The 18,121-nt window shown below is 60.6% G+C and carries 16 protein-coding genes and 2 tRNA genes; 8 read left to right on the top strand and 10 right to left on the bottom strand.

Annotation, left to right across the window (positions count from 1 at the left end; translation table 11 throughout):
* Positions 1 to 73 precede the first annotated feature (73 nt).
* Positions 74 to 150: transfer RNA gene (locus tag KSX58_RS00470), tRNA-Asp, on the top strand.
* A gap of 462 nt (positions 151 to 612) precedes the next feature.
* Here the strand turns inward: KSX58_RS00470 and KSX58_RS00475 are convergent.
* The 3 genes from KSX58_RS00475 to KSX58_RS00485 all read right to left on the bottom strand — a co-directional run bounded on the left by KSX58_RS00475 (position 613) and on the right by KSX58_RS00485 (position 2,739).
* Entirely contained in the window at positions 613 to 1,116 is a 504-nt protein-coding gene (locus KSX58_RS00475) for a low molecular weight protein-tyrosine-phosphatase (RefSeq protein WP_039774829.1), read from the bottom strand.
* A 6-nt stretch (positions 1,117 to 1,122) separates the two neighbouring features.
* Complete coding sequence (locus KSX58_RS00480; protein WP_003808238.1) at positions 1,123 to 1,788, bottom strand: dihydrofolate reductase; 666 nt, start codon at positions 1,786 to 1,788, stop codon at positions 1,123 to 1,125.
* Positions 1,789 to 1,866: 78 nt separating this feature from the next.
* Entirely contained in the window at positions 1,867 to 2,739 is an 873-nt protein-coding gene (locus tag KSX58_RS00485; RefSeq protein ID WP_217735849.1) for a thymidylate synthase, read from the bottom strand.
* Positions 2,740 to 2,995: 256 nt separating this feature from the next.
* On the opposite strand from KSX58_RS00485, the gene KSX58_RS00490 reads away from it, so the two are divergent.
* Positions 2,996 to 3,409 (top strand): OsmC family protein, encoded by a 414-nt coding sequence (locus KSX58_RS00490; protein WP_003808235.1) that lies wholly within the window; start codon positions 2,996 to 2,998, stop codon positions 3,407 to 3,409.
* Positions 3,410 to 3,513: 104 nt separating this feature from the next.
* On the opposite strand, the gene KSX58_RS00495 is transcribed toward KSX58_RS00490, so the two are convergent.
* The 3 genes from KSX58_RS00495 to KSX58_RS00505 all read right to left on the bottom strand — a co-directional run bounded on the left by KSX58_RS00495 (position 3,514) and on the right by KSX58_RS00505 (position 6,454).
* On the bottom strand, positions 3,514 to 4,548 hold the full coding sequence (locus KSX58_RS00495; RefSeq protein WP_003808231.1) for a universal stress protein: 1,035 nt from the start codon (positions 4,546 to 4,548) through the stop codon (positions 3,514 to 3,516).
* A 161-nt stretch (positions 4,549 to 4,709) separates the two neighbouring features.
* Positions 4,710 to 5,459, bottom strand: coding sequence for a C40 family peptidase (locus KSX58_RS00500; protein WP_021913668.1), 750 nt, complete (start codon positions 5,457 to 5,459; stop codon positions 4,710 to 4,712).
* A 62-nt stretch (positions 5,460 to 5,521) separates the two neighbouring features.
* Positions 5,522 to 6,454: a CHAP domain-containing protein gene (locus KSX58_RS00505; protein WP_003808226.1), complete on the bottom strand. Its 933-nt coding sequence runs from the start codon at positions 6,452 to 6,454 to the stop codon at positions 5,522 to 5,524.
* Positions 6,455 to 6,660: 206 nt separating this feature from the next.
* Here KSX58_RS00505 and serC point away from each other — a divergent pair, with 206 nt between their 5' ends.
* Both serC and KSX58_RS00515 read left to right on the top strand, forming a co-directional pair.
* Positions 6,661 to 7,803: a phosphoserine transaminase gene (serC, locus tag KSX58_RS00510; protein WP_003808224.1), complete on the top strand. Its 1,143-nt coding sequence runs from the start codon at positions 6,661 to 6,663 to the stop codon at positions 7,801 to 7,803.
* A gap of 26 nt (positions 7,804 to 7,829) precedes the next feature.
* Positions 7,830 to 8,084: a DUF2530 domain-containing protein gene (locus KSX58_RS00515; protein ID WP_003808222.1), complete on the top strand. Its 255-nt coding sequence runs from the start codon at positions 7,830 to 7,832 to the stop codon at positions 8,082 to 8,084.
* 119 nt (positions 8,085 to 8,203) lie between these two features.
* Here the strand turns inward: KSX58_RS00515 and KSX58_RS00520 are convergent, their stop codons facing one another.
* On the bottom strand, positions 8,204 to 9,463 hold the full coding sequence (locus KSX58_RS00520) for a cell wall metabolism sensor histidine kinase WalK (RefSeq protein WP_033499276.1): 1,260 nt from the start codon (positions 9,461 to 9,463) through the stop codon (positions 8,204 to 8,206).
* Positions 9,464 to 9,575: 112 nt separating this feature from the next.
* Between KSX58_RS00520 and phoU the strand changes: the two genes are divergently transcribed.
* Entirely contained in the window at positions 9,576 to 10,256 is a 681-nt protein-coding gene (gene phoU, locus KSX58_RS00525; RefSeq protein ID WP_039774824.1) for a phosphate signaling complex protein PhoU, read from the top strand.
* A 320-nt stretch (positions 10,257 to 10,576) separates the two neighbouring features.
* Positions 10,577 to 12,457: an oleate hydratase gene (locus KSX58_RS00530; protein WP_033499278.1), complete on the top strand. Its 1,881-nt coding sequence runs from the start codon at positions 10,577 to 10,579 to the stop codon at positions 12,455 to 12,457.
* Between the two features lie 227 nt (positions 12,458 to 12,684).
* Here the strand turns inward: KSX58_RS00530 and KSX58_RS00535 are convergent, their stop codons facing one another.
* The 3 genes from KSX58_RS00535 to lysS all read right to left on the bottom strand — a co-directional run bounded on the left by KSX58_RS00535 (position 12,685) and on the right by lysS (position 16,469).
* Complete coding sequence (locus tag KSX58_RS00535) at positions 12,685 to 13,425, bottom strand: phosphoglyceromutase (RefSeq protein ID WP_003808215.1); 741 nt, start codon at positions 13,423 to 13,425, stop codon at positions 12,685 to 12,687.
* Positions 13,426 to 13,528: 103 nt separating this feature from the next.
* The gene (menA, locus tag KSX58_RS00540; RefSeq protein ID WP_033499279.1) at positions 13,529 to 14,611 is read right to left on the bottom strand and encodes a 1,4-dihydroxy-2-naphthoate octaprenyltransferase; all 1,083 of its coding nucleotides are present in this window, start codon (positions 14,609 to 14,611) and stop codon (positions 13,529 to 13,531) included.
* Between the two features lie 178 nt (positions 14,612 to 14,789).
* Positions 14,790 to 16,469 carry a lysine--tRNA ligase gene (gene lysS / locus KSX58_RS00545; protein ID WP_021913673.1) on the bottom strand — a complete coding sequence of 560 codons (1,680 nt, stop codon included), beginning with the start codon at positions 16,467 to 16,469 and terminating at the stop codon, positions 14,790 to 14,792.
* A gap of 95 nt (positions 16,470 to 16,564) precedes the next feature.
* Here lysS and KSX58_RS00550 point away from each other — a divergent pair.
* Positions 16,565 to 16,638, top strand: a tRNA-Pro gene (locus KSX58_RS00550).
* A 161-nt stretch (positions 16,639 to 16,799) separates the two neighbouring features.
* The gene (locus tag KSX58_RS00555) at positions 16,800 to 17,954 is read left to right on the top strand and encodes an MFS transporter (RefSeq protein ID WP_033499281.1); all 1,155 of its coding nucleotides are present in this window, start codon (positions 16,800 to 16,802) and stop codon (positions 17,952 to 17,954) included.
* Positions 17,955 to 18,121 lie beyond the last annotated feature (167 nt).

The raw sequence follows: 18,121 nt of genomic DNA on the forward strand, positions 1-18,121 counted from the left end.
ACGCCGCAGTTTTGCATAATTGCGTTTTTGCCGTAGTATTTCTATCTGTTGTCAGTCGCAAGGCTGAAACAACGGCCGCGTAGCTCAGTTGGTTAGAGCGCCGCCCTGTCACGGCGGAGGTCACCGGTTCAAGTCCGGCCGTGGTCGCCACCAAACCCCAGCCCAATCCGCTGGGGTTTTTCTTTTACCCTCACCCTCCCCTCCCACGCCAATTCACGCTTCCCAACCGTCAAGACATAACTTGCCCACAAAAACGAGGCGCCCCACAAAAATCAAAAAACGCAACTTACCCACAGAACGAAGCAACATCGCAACCTGCCAATAAAAACGAGGTGGAGGCCGGCATATGCGTTGCAAGGCCGCAAGCTCGGCCGAACGGCCTTGAGTGTGCCTTGCAACGCATATGCCGGCCTCCACCGGACACCCCGCAATCGCAACATCGCAAAAACGCCGTATATTCAATCCCACCAAACACCGCAACATCAGAAAAATCGCAACTTCACAACACAGCCAGCCCCCCCCCAAAAAAAATCGCAATAAATCGCAATAAATCGCAAAAAACAAAAGCGGCACGCTTGAAACCATCAAGCATGCCGCAATCGCAATAAAAAATCAGTTCTGCAACTGCTGTTCGGCCCAATCGACGATATATGGCGCCACCTCTTCGATTTGGTCGATCGCCACTTCGAATTCGCGTGGACCACCGTACCACGGGTCCACCAGGTCGATGCTGTCCTCACGTCCCGCGGCCGGCTTCGGCAGATTCGGATCGAAGCTGCGGTACATGTGCACTTCGCTGCGCTTGGCTTGAGGCAGCTGACGGAGCAGCGCGCGCATGTGCGAGGCGGTCATCGGCAGGAACAGGTCGGTGCGTTCGATTTCGTCGCGCGTGATGCGATGCGCGAAATGGTGCGCCGGCAGCTCGTAGCCGCGTTCCTTAAGTACCTTGACGGCACGGCGGTCGATCGGATTGCCGTATTCCTCGTCGCTGACGCCGCTGGATTCGACGTTGACCTTGTCAGCCAAGCCGCGGCGCTCGAATTCGGCGCGCAGAATGATTTCAGCCATGGGTGAACGGCAGATGTTGCCCGTGCACACGGTCATCACGGTATACATGAAAAGTTACTCCTCGTGGTTTCTTTCGTACGTCACGAAACGGAAGCCTTCGACTTGGTCGTTTCCTTTCCGCGCCTTCTGCCACGTGCCTTCCTCGGCCACGCGCCATGCTCCGGATTCCACCAATGCGTGGATATCGGGCGCGTAGGTGTCGGCGTTCACGTGCATGCTGATCTGCGTCACATACGCCTTGTCGGCGAATGGCATCGCTTCCTCGAATACTTTGGCTCCGCCGATGACCCAGATTTCACTGCGGTCCAAGCCGTCATCCGGAATGGCCTCCTGACGGGCCAGATCCAACGCGTCATCCAGCGAATCCACCACGGTGGCGCCCGGCGCGAAATAGGACGGGTCATGCGAGATGACGATGTTGTCGCGGTTGGGCAGCGGACGGAACTTCGGGCTTAGCGACTCCCACGTCTTGCGGCCCATGATGACCGGATGGGAGACGGTCAGCTCCGTGAAATGCCTCATATCCTCAGGCAGGTGCCATGGCATGCCGCCTTCGAATCCAATGGCACCGTCGTGACCTTCCTTGTCACAGGCCTGCGCCCAAATCAGATTCACAGAGAAGGTTTTGGGGAAATCGTCGCCCCAATCCTCCTCGTCTTCACGCCCGGCAAGTCCGGGCTCGGGTTCGTGATAGCCACTGCGGCTACTATCGTGCTCCATTTCACTCACTCCTTGAAGTCGGAACTAGGGTCAGTAGTCTACCGTCTGGCGCAGACGCGCCAGACGGCGGCAACAACCTCAGACCGCCACCGGTGCCTTGATGGTCGGATGATGCTGGTAATTCACGATTTCGAAATCGCTGTAATCGTAGCCGAACAGCGAATCGGCCTTCCTGATGCGGATCTGCGGATACGGGTACGGCGTACGGCTCAGCTGTTCCAACACCTGGTCGATGTGGTTGTCGTAGACGTGGCAGTCGCCGCCGGTCCAAACGAATTCGCCGGGCTCGAGTCCCGTCTGCTGGGCCATCATGAGGGTGAGCAGCGAATAGGAGGCGATGTTGAACGGCACGCCGAGGAACATGTCGCAGGAACGCTGGTACAGCTGGCAGCTCAGGCGGCCGTCGGCCACGTAGAACTGGAACAGGGCGTGGCATGGCGGCAAGGCCATGTTCTCCACTTCCGCCGGGTTCCATGCGGAAACCACCATGCGGCGCGAATCGGGGTGGTTACGGATCAGGTCGAGCACATTGGAGATCTGGTCGATCGTGCGGTTCGGATCGTCCGGCGTCGGCGCCGGCCAGCTACGCCACTGCGCGCCGTAGACCGGCCCCAAATCGCCGTTCTCGTCGGCCCATTCGTCCCAAATGTGCACGTTGTGCTCCTGCAGCCAACGTACGTTCGTGGAGCCTTTGAGGAACCACAGCAGCTCGTAGGCCAGGCCTTTGAAGAACACCGTCTTCGTGGTGAGCAGTGGGAAGCTGTCTTTGAGATTGAAACGCATCTGCTGGCCGAACAGGGAAATAGTGCCCGTGCCCGTGCGGTCGGATTTCAGTGTGCCTTCCGTAAGGATTTTGCGTACCAGATCCTCGTAAGGCATGGGAATGTCCGTTTCCGGACGTGCGGGAATACGAGTACGAATGTCTGCGAGTTGTTCGGAAGTCAAAGCCATAATAGGCAAGTTTAGCCGGTGGCGTGGAGGCGGACGGCCGGGATGCGCGTTGTAAGGCCGTAAGCTTGGCCGAACGGCCTTGAGTGTGCCGCCAACGCGCATCCCGGCCGTCCGCCGGCCTCCAGCGCAATCGCAACGAATCACAAAACCGTATCGCTTCATCTTGCGGAACGCACTCCCCCACGTCCGTTTCGATGCGCTAGATTGGTATCACGGATTGGCGCGAACGGCGCGCCACAGGACATGAGGAGTTTCCATGGGCAAGAGGCTGTGGGTAGAGCGCAACAAGGACGGTTCCTGGGACGCGTTCAGCGAGGATGGCGCGCACATCAAGTTCGGCAAGGGCCGTGGCCAGTTCACGCCGGGCGATCTGATGAAGGTCGCGCTGGCCGGTTGCGCCGCGCTGTCCAGCCAGTTCGCCGTCGAGCATACGCTGGGCGATGGCAAGGGCGCGAAGATCGTGGTGGACGGCACGTATGATGCCGATACCGACGCCTACATCGGTTTCGACGAGCAGGTGGTCATCGACGCCACCGACGCCGGTTTGAGCGACGAGGACGCCGAAAAGCTCGCCGATCGCGTCAGCCGTCATATCGAGAAGGGCTGCACGGTCAAGCATACGTACGTCGAGCCGACGCCGGTGCGTATGAACGTCACCGTCAAGCACTGAGCGCACGTACCGCACATAGTTAGAGGGTGGCTGCGATTCGTTGGAATCGCAGCCACCCTCTTCTATGCGGTTTTTATATCGATTTCAGTCGATTTGCCGTACCGTCACTGACGGTCCGGATCGATCTTCGTTTCGATGGCTTCGACCACTTCCGGCTTGGCCTTGTCGACCGGCACTTCCTCGACGCCCTTGATGTCGTCGATCGCCTTCGGCGTGACGTCGGCAGGCGAGCTCGGCACGGTGTCGAGACGGGTCTCCGCGGCTTCCACATACTTGCGCGGCACCACGTAGACCGGTCCGACCGCATGCTGCAGCAGACCCTGGCTGGTGGAGCCAAGCAGCAGACCGGTGAAGCCGCCACGACCACGGGAGCCGACCACGACGACGTCATGATCGTAGCTGGCCTTGGTCAGTGCGCCGGCTGCGGGGCCGGGCACGATCTGCTTGTTGATCTTGAGGTTCGGGTACGCCTCTTCAAGCGGCTTGATGCGCACATCCAGATCCTCCTGGAAGGACGCCATGACGCCTTCATCCTCGGAGCCCTTCATGTTCGGCACGGCGGAGATGACGTCCAGCTCGGCACCCCACGAATCGGCGAACGCGGCCGCGATCTCCAACGCCTTCAGACCCCACTTGGATTCGTCGGAGCCGACTGCCACCTTGGTGATGGTGTTGTTCAAGTGCATCAGGTTGCCTTCGTCGTCGGTGTACGGCACCACGACGATCGGGCAGTACGCGTATGCCGGCAGGCTGGAGCTGGTGGTGCCGAGCAGTCGTTCGGCCAGACCACCCTTGCCACGGTTGCCAATGACGATGAGGTTGTAGTTGCGCGACAGTTCGACGAACACGGATGCGGGATCTCCGGTGACGATCAACGTCGATGCCTCGACGCCCTGCTCGTCGGCGATGGCCTTGGCCTTCGACAGAATCTCCTGCGCATCGTTGTGCGCGGCATTGTCATCGCCCATGGCCGTATACGTGGCATCGAACGACACTGCCGCATAGCTTGGCAGCGAATATGCGCAGACGATCTGCAGTGTCAGTCCCGCATGCTTCGCGTAATTTGCTGCCCACCATGTCGCCTTGTAGCTGGCGTGGGATCCATCGACACCTACGAGGATTGCCTTGTCATTGATCATGAGCGACCTCCCTTGAATCAGGTTGCGGCAACGCGACTATGCGTTGCACCTGACTTCCACCATACCGCGCGACATGCGGTTTTCAAGTAACGACGCGGAAAATAACAAAGCAAAAGGGCGTATTCCTCACGGAAATACGCCCTTAGCTCAATGTCAAAGCTTCAGAAGATTCGACGAATGCTGTAGCTGCTGGGGAACACCCATGCGATGGGATCGTAGCGGGTGCCGTTCAGCTGGGAGTTGATGACCATGCCGTTGCCGACATAGATCGCGGCATGCTGCGCATTGGCGATGATGTCTCCCGGCTGCGCGTCGGCGAGGCTGCCAACCGCGCGGCCCACAGTCGCCTGAGCACCGGAGTAATGCGGCAGGGAAACGCCCATCTGGCCGTAGACATACTGCACGAAACCGGAGCAATCCCAACCGGACGGGGTATTGCCGCCGGACACATACGGAACCTTGCCGACGAACTGGTTCGCGAACGTCAGCAGGCTGGACACGCTGGCCCCATCAGGCGGCGTCACGGTGAAGGAACCGCTGCTGCTGAGGTCGCTTCGAGCGGCGGAACGAGAAGCGGCTTGGGCCTGTGCTTGAGCCTGGGCCTGCTGCTGACGCTGCTGTTCCGCTGCCGCTGCGGCGGCTTCGACGTCTTTTTCGGCTTGAGATTTGGTTTGGGGAACGTTCAGGCTTTCCACACCGCCCCAGTCGGAATCGGATTCGACCTGGGTGGACGATGCCTCCGCGAGGATGTTCTTCTTCACGGCGTTGGTCTTCGGGAACGAACGGGTAGCAACGACAGCATCTTGCGTGGCGCCATCATTGGCTGCCAGCGCGGCAGGTGCCACCCCGGCGAAAGTAAGAGCGGCCGCGGCGAGCGCAGCAATCACGGAACAATGCTTAATATGCTTCATCGAATCCTTAGCTTACAGCATCCCTCTTACAAGAAAAGGGGCACGGTCGTCGGTAGGGAAACTCAGTAGTGAATATACTGGAAATCGCCCACGTTCGTGAGCGTGCGGGAATACGTGCCGCCATTGAGGGAGGCGCCGGATTCAGAGGTCACGATCGAGCCGTCGTCGTTGATTTTCTCAACGATGGCGACGTGGCCGTAATACGAGTCGGAACCTTCCTGGCCTGCGGCGAACACGATGATATCGCCGACATGGCGCGGCGTGTTATCAACCCAATAGCCCAAGGCGCGGGCCGAATCGGCCCACTGGCAACCGTTGCCCATGTGGGAGCCTGCAGGCAGACCGAGCTGATGGCGGCGCACATACACCCACCACGTGCACTGGCTGAACTCGTAGGCGTTGCCGACGTCTCCGGTGGCATGGTTCGGATTGAAGTTAGCCGGTAAGGCGCTGCTGTCTTGGTCCATCAGGACGGCGACGTTCGGATTGTCGGCGATGGACTTGGACATCAGGCTGGCGTCCATGGAGGCGCTGGTGTCTCCCAGCTGCCAACCGCCGTTGTTGCTGGTGGAAGCCAGTTCCTTAAGGGCGGTACGTCCTTCGGAACGGGATGCCGCTCCATCGGACACACGTTTGATCTGGGACGTTTCGGTACCGTCGTCCGCAAGCACCAGTCGGGATGCGTTCTGCTGGCTGAACGCCAACGCGGTCGCCGCGGTGCCGACAAGCGCCGCCAACGAAGCGGAGGTCACCAACGCGGATTTGCGGGAAGCGGCTTTGGCGGCCTCACGCATGGCACGGCGGCTCATTGGAGCCACTTCATTCAGTTTATCCACGACTTCCGGAGCGAGTCCGACTACGGCGCCGCCTTCCGCCAGCTGTGCCATTCGCACGGCCTTAGCGGTATGGGAGCCCCGGTTCGCCGTGAACAACGCCTTGGATAGGCTGAATTGCGCGTGCGAAACCTTGGCAGCTTTATGCGCCGCATGCCTCATATATCAATCACTCCTTGCGGATTGCGAAACCGTCGCAGCTTATGACCGCGCACGGTTACAGAACCGTCACAAGGGTAAGGGTACACCGACATAGGGATTATCATCAAGACCCCGTCCTTGCGCAAATAATTCGCCACGGGTGGAGGAACGTCCGGAAAACGGCCATATCAACGCGCAATCCGACCTTCTGACTACCCTTGGATGACATGACGAACACTGTGAACATTCCTACCAACATGCTTCCGGAGGATGGACGTTTCGGCTCGGGGCCGAGCAAAATCCGTCCGGAGCAGGTCCAGGCGCTCGACGCGGGCGCGCGCAATCTTCTGGGCACCTCGCACCGCCAGACCCCGGTCAAGCAGGTGGTCGGCTCCATCCGCGAAGGCCTGTCGAATTTCTTCCAGATTCCCGACGGCTATGAGGTCGTGCTGGGCAACGGCGGCGCCAGCGCGTTCTGGGACATCGCCTGCGCGTCGCTTATCACCCGCAAGGCGGCGTTCGGCACGTACGGCTCCTTCAGCGCGAAATTCGCCAAGTCCGCGCAATCCGCGCCGTTCCTTGAGGATCCGGAGATCTTCGCGGGCAAACCGGGCACGTATCGCCTGCCGGAGCTCACCGAATATGTGGACGCTTACTGCTGGGCGCACAACGAAACGTCCACTGGCGTGGCGGCCCCGGTCAAGCGTGTCGAAGGTTCCAAGGAGCAGGGCGCGCTGACTCTGATCGATGCCACGAGCGGCGCCGGCGCGCTGAACGTGGATATCAGCCAGACCGACGCCTACTACTTCTCCCCGCAGAAGGCGTTCGGCTCCGACGGCGGCCTGTGGATCGCCGTGCTTTCCCCGGCTGCGATCGACCGCGCCTACGGCATCGCTAAAAGCGTCAGCCTGCCGGGCGCGCGACGCTGGATTCCTCCGTTCCTGTCCCTGACCTCCGCCATCGAGAACTCCCGTAAGGACCAGACGCTGAACACGCCCGCCGTGGCCACGCTGGTCATGCTGGAGAACCAGGTGCGCTGGCTTAACGACAATGGCGGCCTCGCCTGGGCCACGGCGCGTTGCGCACGTTCCGCGTCGCTGCTGTACCAGTGGGCGGAGAGGTCCGATTACGCGCAGCCGTTCGTTTCCGACGAAAACGCACGTTCCAACGCCGTGGTCACCATCGACCTTGACGAGAGCATCAACGCTTCCCAAGTGGTCGCCGCGTTGCGCGAGAACGGCATTATGGACACCAACGGCTACCGCAAGCTCGGCCGCAACCAGCTGCGCATCGGCGTGTTTCCGTCCGTGGAGCCGAGCGACGTCGAGGCGCTTACGAAGTGCGTCGATTACGTGGCCGAGCACCTGTGACGCGCGCACCGAGGTAAGGTAACGGTATGAAATTTGCTCCGATTATCGACCCAAGCGTGCGCAAACCCTCCCCCAAACCGGTGCGCGTCGACCTGCGGAAGGTGTTCACGTTCGGCACCGCATTATGGGCCATCGCCTTGGTGATCTGCATGATTCTGCTGGCCTTCGGCATCAATGTCGAACGATTGCAGACCATGTGCGCCGCCGGCACGGTGATCGGCGTGCTCATGCTGGTTTGGGAGCATTTCGACCGGTGGGACTACCGCCGTCTTGGCGAATAACCCGACCGGCGGTTCAGCCAATCGCGAAATAACCGGTAACAACATTGGGCCACTTCCGCACCAACCTGCGGAAGCGGCCCTTGCCGTATATGGCGTGTCCCAACGCTCTGTAATCGCCGCTAATTTCTGGCGACCGGCAGCTCCAACGTAAACGTGCTGCCCTGTCCCGGAGCGCTCCACACCGAAGCGGAGCCATGGTGGGTCAACGCCACATGCTTGACGATGGCAAGGCCCAAACCGATACCTTCCTCGGAATGCCCATTCTGGTTGCCGCCACGGTAGAACCGTTCGAAAATACGGCTTTGCTCCTTCTGTGCAATGCCGCAACCACGGTCAAGCACGCTGAGCAGCACTTTGGTGCCGTCCTCGTTCGGCTTGACGGATACGGTTATGCCCTTGCCGTCCGGTGAATAGGCGATGGCGTTTTCGAGCAGCTTTGCGACCGCGGCCTGAATCTGCTCGCCTTCCCCGTTGATGTCCAGCGATTCGTCGCCATCGATTTCAATGTCGATGCCGCGCCGTTGCGCCATGTCGCGATGCGCGCCGACGACGGTTTTCACCTGTTCCATGACGTTGATACGGTTGCTCGCCGTCGGCAGAATCGGTTCCTGCGCCTTGATAAGCAGCAGCAGGTCGGACACCATATGTTCCATGCGAGCGCAGGATTGGCGCAGTTTTACGGTGTTCCCCTCAATCGCGGCCTTATTGTCCGAGTCATGTTCCAACGCGTCCGCAAGCTCCTCCAGCGACTGCGTCGGCTTGAGGAGCTGCTCCGAAACGTTGGTGATGAAGGAATCACGGATCTGGGAGAAACGGACGGTTTCGCTCACGTCGGAAACCAGCACCACCACAAAGCGTTCGTTGAGCCTGCCTACGATCACCTTCAGCCAGTTCGGGCGGGACACCGTGGTCACCGGCTTGTCTGGCGATTGGCCGATCAACGCCTGTTTGGCAACCTCCCGCATGGTTGGCTTCCCTGCTTTCGGAGCCTTCTTCGGCTCATGCAACGTGGTCGTGGTCAGGCTGAACTGCTTCTTGCCGCCGTGGGCACGGACCTCGTGCACCGCGCTTGCCACGGTGTCATCGGCGATGGCGTCGTCCCGCACCACGCCAAGGGCGTAGGCGTCCGGATGCGCGCGTATCACCTCGTCATGCTCGTCGACCACGATGGAGGCCAGCGGCAGTATGGACAGCAACGTGTTCGTCGCGTCATCCAAAGTATCATCATTGTTGCGATCGTCACCATGGCGATGTGTCAGATTGCGCCACCACGTGCCTACGGATTCAAACATGTCTTCATTCTCGCACACCCTGACGTTCCCCGATGAATGGCCGTGGCGCGATTTTCGTGAACGCAGGGTGAACGTGCCGGTGAACATTGGCGGAACAACACGTCCGTCACGTGCGAATCCGCCAATTCCCTAATACACTTGGGAGAGGTTATATCCGAACCCGATATTGACATACGTGAAGCATTTGAAAGGCAAGCATATGCGCGTTATCTTCAATGAAGAGCTCAAGGCAGTCGCCGATGACCTCGACCGCATGGCGCAAGACGTTCGCAAGGCAATCAATGGTGCCGGCGACGCGTTGCTGAACCAGAATCTTGAAGCCGCCCAGGCCGTCATCGACGGCGACATCGAAATCGATGCCCTCGAATCCAGCGTCATCGACCAGTGCGTGAAGCTGCTGGCCAAGCAGAACCCGGTGGCCACCGATCTGCGCGTGGTCGTCTCCACCCTGCGTCTGGCCGCAACGTTCGAGCGCATGGGCGATCTGGCCCGTCACATCGCCGAAGCGGCCCGCCGCACCTATCCTGCTTCCCCGCTGCCGGCCGATGCCCAGCCGCTGTTCGCCGAAATGCAGGCGTTCCTTGACAATGTGGCCGACCAGGTGGTTTCCATGCTTACCGACCGCGACACCAAGACCGCCGAGCAGATCATTCTCAACGACGACAAGCTCGACGCTCTGCACAAGAAGACCTTCGAACTGGCCCAGTCCGAGGATTGGAAGGGCACCAACCAGCAGCTCATCGACGTGGTCCTGACCGGCCGCTTCATGGAGCGTCTCGGCGATCACGCCGTTTCCGCGGCCCGCCGCGTGGTGTTCATCGTCTCCGGTTTCGACCCGTCCAAGGAGCCGACCCGCGACGAAGGCACCGACATCGACTGAGGGTTCCTCACCTCTTCTTGCATTTTCCTTGACGAGATGGGTGGTTTCCGTTTGGAAGCCACCCATCTCGCTTATATGTGGCAGATGACCTCGGCCAAAACATCATAAGGGGGTAAAAATCCTGCCCCCGAACATCCTTTTCCAAAAGAAATCTGCCACATATAGGCAAAATCACTTTCGCATGCAGGCGTAATCCGCCACCTATAAGCGAAATTCCTCCGATAGTCGTAAAAACTAGACATCGCGTCCAGTTCATGCCCGTATACTTGTGTCCCACGACGCGGCACAATAGTGTCCAGCGGCATCCAAAGGAGGAAGTCATGTACTATTCCAACGGCAATTACGAAGCATTCGCCCGGCCAAAGAAGCCCGAGGGGATCGATAGCAAGAACGCCTACATCATCGGCACGGGTCTTGCAGCGCTGTCCGCCGCCTGCTATCTGGTACGTGACGCGCAGATGCCCGGCGACCACATCCACGTGTTCGAGAAGGACCCGGTTCCGGGCGGCGCCTGCGATGGCGCGAACATTCCTGGCGTCGGCTATGTGATGCGTGGCGGACGCGAGATGGACAACCATTTCGAGGTGATGTGGGATCTGTTCCGTTCCATTCCGTCCATCGAAACGGATGGCGTGTCCGTATTGGACGAATACTACTGGCTCAACAAGGAGGATCCGAACTATTCGCTATGCCGCTCCACTAAGGCGCGTGGCGTGGACGGCGGCACGAACGGCAAGTTCGCGCTGTCCGACAAGGCGTCGATGGAGATCATGAAGCTGTTCTTCACACCGAACGAGGAACTATACGGCAAGAAGATCTCCGACTTCTTCGACGATGAGGTGTTCGATTCGAACTTCTGGATGTACTGGCGCACCATGTTCGCCTTCGAGAACTGGCATAGCGCGTTGGAGATGAAGCTGTACATCCGCCGCTACATCCACCATATCGGCGGCCTGCCGGACTTCAGCGCGTTGCGGTTCACCCGCTACAACCAGTACGAGTCGATGATTCTGCCGATGATCAAGTATCTGGAAGGCTTCGGCGTGCAGTTCCACTACAACGTGAAGGTGGAGAACGTCGATTTCGCGATTGGCGGCGGCATGGGTCCCGTACGCCAGCGCACCGGCACTGGGCAGGATACGATTTTGAGGAAGCAGGCCGAATACGGCGCGTATCCGCGCAATCCGTTCAGCTCGCCGACCAAGAAGTTGGCCACGCGCATCGATCTGATGGAGGCGGATGGCACGACCCGCAGTATCGACTTGGGTGAAAACGATCTGGTGTTCATCACCAATGGCGGCTGCGTGGAGAACTCGTCGATGGGTTCGCAGACCGAGCCGGCCGCGTGGGCTCCGGAGATCAAGCCCGGCGGCGGTTGGGATATGTGGCGTCGCATCGCGGCGCAGGATCCGAGCTTCGGACATCCGGACGTGTTCTGCTCCGACCCGGAGCATTCGAAGTGGATGAGCGCCACCGTCACCACGTTGGACGACGAGATTCCGCCGTACATCCAGAAGATCTGCAAGCGCGACCCGTTCTCCGGACGTGTGGTGACCGGCGGCATCGTCACCGTTGAGGATTCCAATTGGCTGATGAGCTGGACGCTGAATCGCCAGCAGCAGTTCCGAGACCAGCCGAAGGACCAGCTGTGCGTATGGGTGTATGGTCTGTTCCCCGACAAGCCCGGCAACTATGTGAAGAAGCCGATGCAGGATTGCACCGGCGAGGAGATCTGCGAGGAATGGCTGTACCACATGGGCGTGCCGACCGACAAGATCGCCGACTTGGCGAAGAACCACGCCAACACGGTTCCGGTGATGATGCCGTACATCGATGCGTTCTTCATGCCGCGTTCCGCCGGCGACCGCCCCGATGTGGTGCCGGATGGCGCGGTGAATTTCGCGTTCCTCGGCCAATTCGCGGAGACGCCGCGCGACACGATTTTCACCACCGAATATTCGATGCGCACCGGCATGGAGGCCGTGTACACGCTGTGCGACGTGGACCGCGGCGTGCCGGAGGTGTGGGGTTCGGTCTACGACGTGCGCAACCTGCTCAACGCCACGGTGATGCTGCGAGACGGCAAACCGATCACCGATATGAAGCTCAACCCCATCGAAAGGGGCGTGTTGAAACAGATCGTGAAGAAGCTGGATTCCACTGATATTCCGACATTGCTCAAGGAATACGGCGTGATCTGACGTTCTTGCGATTCCGTTTTGTCCGCCTTGCCTGCGCCGCACGGCACCCGCCGAGCCGCGCAGGCAAGGAGACATCAGCAAAACGCAGATACAACGTGAAAAAAGACTTACCGACAAAGGCGCCGGCAATAACGAAAGGTGGGAACCTACGGTATGCAGGTTCCCACCTTTTCGTATGTGTTTCATGCGATCAGCCGCGACTATTCACGCGCCCAATCGCAACAAACTCACTTCTGGCCCTGAGCGGCGACGGCGGCAGCGCCGGCAGCGGCGGCTTCCGGATCCAGGTACTCGCCACGCGGCTTGATCGGCTTGAAGTTCTCGTCCAGCTCGTACAGCAGCGGCATTGCGGTCGGGATGTTGACCTTGGCGATCTCCTCTTCGGAGAGGTTGTCCAGCATCTTCACGATGGCGCGCAGGGAGTTGCCGTGAGCGGCGATCAGAACGGTCTTGCCAGCCTTCAGCTCCGGCTCGATGTCGGACTTAAAGTACGGCTCAACGCGCTTGACCACGTCGGCCAGGCACTCGGCTTCCGGAACCGGATCGCCGGTGTAGCGCGGATCGTTGTTCTGCGCGTACTCGTCGTTCGGATCGATCTCCGGCGGCGGTGTGGCGTAGGAACGACGCCACAGCATGAACTTCTCGTCACCGTACTCCTGACGGATCTCGGTCTTGTTCTTGCCCTGCAGGGCGCCGTAGTGACGCTCGTTCAGACGCCAGCTGCGCTTGACCGGAATCCACAGGCGATCGGCCTCGTCCAGCGCGACGTTGGCGGTGTTGATGGCGCGACGCAGCATCGAGGTGAAGACGATGTCAGGCAGGACGTTCTTCTCCTTGAGCAGGCGGCCGCCGTTCTTGGCTTCCTCGACACCCTGCTCGGTCAGCGGGACGTCGACCCAGCCGGTGAACTGATTGGTTTTATTCCATGCGCTCTGTCCGTGACGGAGCAGTACTAGTTTGTAAGTCATGCTTGCAAGTCTACCGCTTGGCACACCCAAAACAAGCCGTTTCCGACGATTGACGCCCCACGTTTTGCAACAATTTTCATTTCGTTGCACTGTCGTTGCAACGCTAGGCAAACACCACGCAACACACGTACGTTGCGGCGAGCGCCAGTGAGGAGAACGTGCACAGCGGCAGCGCCTCGCCGTATTTTTTTCTTGCGATCGCGACGGCGGCGGCAGCGCACATCGCGCACGTGACCGCCAGTATTGCGATTGTCGGCATCGCAGGCGTCGACAGCAGCAGTATATAAGCGGCGAGCAACAGCACGGCGACGGACAGCAGCGCAATCGCAAAAACCGTGCCGTTGCGCCGGCCCAAAGCGGTCATCCATGTGTGCTTGCCGTGCGTGCGGTCGGTTTCGACGTCGCGTAGGTTGTTGACGCACAGGACCGCGACGGCGATGAGGCCGACGTTGGCGCCGCCGAGCATGCCTTCGGTCGAGATTGTGCCGGCCAGGGCGAACATCGTGCCGCAGGTGGCGACGAGCCCGAAAAAGATGAAAACGAATATCTCACCCAAATAGTGGTAGCCATAGGGGTGTTTGCCGCCGACGTAGCACCAGCCGGCCACGAGACAGGCGATACCGACCAGGATGAACCACCAGTAGCCGGTCAATGCAACGACGGCCAGACCGCACAGGCAGGCGATCAACGCGTTGATTCCGGCCGCGGCAAGTACTTTCTTTGGACTCACGCCGGACGCGACGAGACGGGCGGGGCCATGCTGGGGCTGCGATGCCGGAAGCATTTCCGGAGTCGAAGTCGATTCCGCGGATGGTGTTTTTGCAAATGACCGTGCGGAATCGACGGCACGCCCCTCGTCGGTGCCACGTATGCCGTCGGAATAGTCGTTCGCGAAATTCGCGGCGACCTGCAGGAACAACGCCACGCAACCGCACAGCACCGCCACCAAGATGAACCAGCCTGCGGAACGCTGGCATTCGCCGACCAGCGAGCCGAATTTCAATTCGCTCAAGTCATGCTGCCCGCCGAAGAACGGACACGGCTCATGCCATATATCGCCACCCTGCGAGTAGAGAAACACGCCCCGCCACGACAGCGCGGCCCCGATAACCACTGGGGCGATCGCCAGCGGCAGGGTTTTCAGGCGAGCGCCGCGAATCCAAGTCGATATTTCCATGAATCTCATGTTAGATGTTGGGTGTGCGAGAGTGTGCGAGGGTATGCAAAAGGGCGCTCCCGTATTGGGAACGCCCTTTAGTAATTGCTCTTTTATTTTTTAAGGATGGCTCCGGCGGCACGGAAGCCCACAGGGCTTCCTCTTCGGCCGCCTCGCGTGAAGCCGAATATTGAACTGAGGCTCCGCCTCAGTTCAGCGGCTTCACAAGCGGGAAGGTGATGGTCTCGCGGATGGTGGCGCCGGTCAGTGCGATGAGCAGTCGGTCGATGCCCATTCCCATGCCGCCTGCCGGAGGCATGCCCACGCCGAGGGCCTCCAGGAAGTCCTCGTCGATGTCGCAGGCCTCCTCGTCGCCGGCGAGCGCGTCCTTGGCCTGGGCCACGAAGCGTTCGCGCTGCACGACCGGGTCGTTGAGCTCGGAGTAGCCGGTGGCCAGTTCGAAGCCGCGCACGTACAGATCCCACTTCTCGACCACGCCGGCCTTGGAACGGTGGCCCTTGACCAGCGGGGAGGTCTCGACCGGGAAGTCGCGCACGAAGGTCGGCTCGTACAGCTTGTCCTCGTAGAAGTGCTCCCACAGGTGTTCGACGAGCTTGCCGTGGTTCTCCACGTCGTCGCGTTCCACGCCGAGCTTGTCGGCGATCTCGCCCAGGTGCTCCACGGAGGTGCCGGGGTTGTCCGGACCGCCGTTCGGCACGATTTCCTCGCCCAGGGCCTCGGAAAGGGAGTCGTACATGCTGATGGTCTTCCATTCGCCGCCGAAGTCGTATTCGGTGCCGTCCAGCAGCGTCACCTTGTGGCTGCCGAACACGTCCATGGCGGTGTCCTGCACGAGCTGCTTGACGAGCGCGCCGATGGTGTCGTAGTTGCCGTAGGCCTGGTATGCCTCGACCATGGTGAATTCCGGGGCGTGGGTGGCGTCGACGCCCTCGTTGCGGAAGTCGCGGTTGATTTCGAACACGCGGTCGATGCCGCCGACGAGGCAGCGCTTCAGGAACAGTTCCGGCGCGATGCGCAGGTACAGGTCCAAGTCGAAGGCGTTCATATGCGTGGTGAACGGACGGGCCGCGGCGCCGCCGTGCACGGTCTGCAGCATCGGGGTCTCGACCTCGAGGAAGTCATGGTCGGCGAAGGTCTTGCGCAGGGAGGCGACGGCCTTGGAACGGTTGCGCACCATGTTGCGGATCTTCTCGTCCGCGATCATGCCGATGTACGGCTTGCGGGTGCGAGTGTCTTCGTTCAGCTCCTTGTGCAGGGCCGGCAGCGGCTGCAGCGCCTTGGCGGCGATGGCCCATTCGGTGGCGAACACGGACAGTTCGCCGGTTTTGGAGGCGATCACTCGGCCCTTGATGAACAGGTGGTCGCCCAAGTCGACCAGCTGCTTGAACTGCTTCAGGGAGTCGGCGCCGATCTCCTTCTTGGAGATCATGCCTTGGATCTTGGTGCCATCGCCGGCGGACAGCTGCACGAAGCACAGGCCGCCCGCGTTGCGCAGGAACAGCACGCGGCCGGCGATGCCGACCACGTCCTCGGTCTCGTCGCCCGCTTCGAGCTTGCCTTCATACTTGGCGCGGACCTCTTCGATGGTGGCGGTGACGTCAAGGGTCACCGGGTACGGCTGGATGCCTTCCTTAAGCATCATGGCGCGCTTGGCCACACGCATCTGCACCTGCTCCGGGTGGGCCAGCGGGCCGAATTCCTTATTGGACGGGTCCACGGCCTCGTCCAGCGCGGCGCCGCCGTTGATCTTGGCGCGAATCGCAGCATCCTGCTGCAGCAGCATTTCGGCGCGTTCCACCGTGGTCATGGTGGGAACTGCGGCCTCTTCTTCGTTCTGATTCTCTTGGGATTCGTTGGTCTCAGTCATAAGCCCCAAGTGTACCGAGAAGCCACTACACAACACGCGACACGCCGACCTTGCATACAGCGCCCAATCGTGTAATATATCCAACTGTTGCCAAACGGGCTGTAGCGCAGCTTGGTAGCGCGCTTCGTTCGGGACGAAGAGGCCGCGGGTTCAAATCCCGCCAGCCCGACAACTAAGGCGGAACTTCGGTTCCGCCTTTTTCTTTGCCTTTCCATCAAACCGACGCTTGGCACCGTCTCACCGTCGGTTTCGCGAGAATCGCAATATCGAACCGACGCTTGGCACCATCCAAGTGCTGGTTCGGCGGACAATCCAAAATAAGGAATCCCCATGAAGAGAAGCATTCTGGCGCTGGCCTCCGGCGCCTTCATCCTCGGCGCCGCCGAATTCGTGATGATGGGCATCCTGCCCCAGACGGCCACCGCCATGCATGTCAGCATTCCCGCGGCCGGCCATTACATCTCCGCATACGCCATCGGCGTGTGTGTCGGCACACTGATCCTGGTGTTCGGCCGCAAGGTGCCGCCGAAGCATCTCATCATCCTGTTCATGGCCATCGCGTTGGTCGGCAACACGCTCAGCGCCGTCTCCTTCTGCTCGCCGATGCTGCTGGTGGCGCGTTTCATTTCCGGCCTGCCGCATGGCGCGTTCTTCGGCACGGCCACGCTGATCGCCAAAACGCTTGCCGACAAGGGCAAGGAGGCGCAATCCGTGTCCATGATGGTGATGGGCCAGACGGTGGCCAACATGCTGGGCGTGCCCGCGGGAACGTTGCTCGCCGAGGCGATGTCCTGGCGGCTGGCGTTTGCGATTCTGGCCGCCTGGGCGCTTATGACGATCGTCGTGGTGATTTTGTGGGTGCCGTCCATCGATCCGATCAAGGACGCCGGCATCAAGGGGCAGTTCCGCTTCCTCACCCATCCCGGCCCGTGGCTGATTCTGCTGGCCGTGTTCTTCGGCAATTCGGGCATCTTCTGCTGGTGGAGCTACGTGTCGCCGTGGTTGCAGAAAACCGGCGGATGGTCGGCGACGATGGTGCCGATACTGATGGTGCTCGCCGGCCTCGGCATGGTGGTCGGCGGCATCGTGGGCGGCAGGCTGACCGACCTGTGGAAGGCGGGCGCGACCGCGGCGCTATCGCACGGCATCGCCTTGTGCGGACTGTTGCTGGTTTTCCTGTTGCCTGGTAATCATGCGACCACCGCGTTGCTGACGTTCATCATCGGTTTCGCGCTGTTCTTCAATTCATCGCCACAGCAACTGCTGATGGTGCAGGCGGGCGAAGGCGGCGGCGAGCTGATTGCCGGTGCCGCCGTACAAATCGCCTTCAATTTCGGCAATGCGATCGGTTCCATCGTCGGCGGAGCGGCACTGACTGCGACGGCGATGAATTACCATTTCACCGGCATCGCAGGCGCGCCGATCAGCCTGCTCGCCGTCATCCTGCTGGTGCTCTACACCCGTCGCTACGAAGCCCGCGCCTAGCCCCATCCCAACCTTCCCATCCTTCTCCCCCAAATCCCATCTCAGCGTCGATCCCATCGCCCCCAATCCGCGAAACCGACGCTGAGGAGGGCCTAAGCGTCGGTTTGGCGGAAAGGTGCGGCGAAACCGACGGGTTTCCACATATCCACAGGTGGATTGTGGAGGGG

It is taken from the genome of Bifidobacterium sp. MSK.17.10 (assembly GCF_019129655.1).
GTDB lineage: Bacteria > Actinomycetota > Actinomycetes > Actinomycetales > Bifidobacteriaceae > Bifidobacterium > Bifidobacterium adolescentis.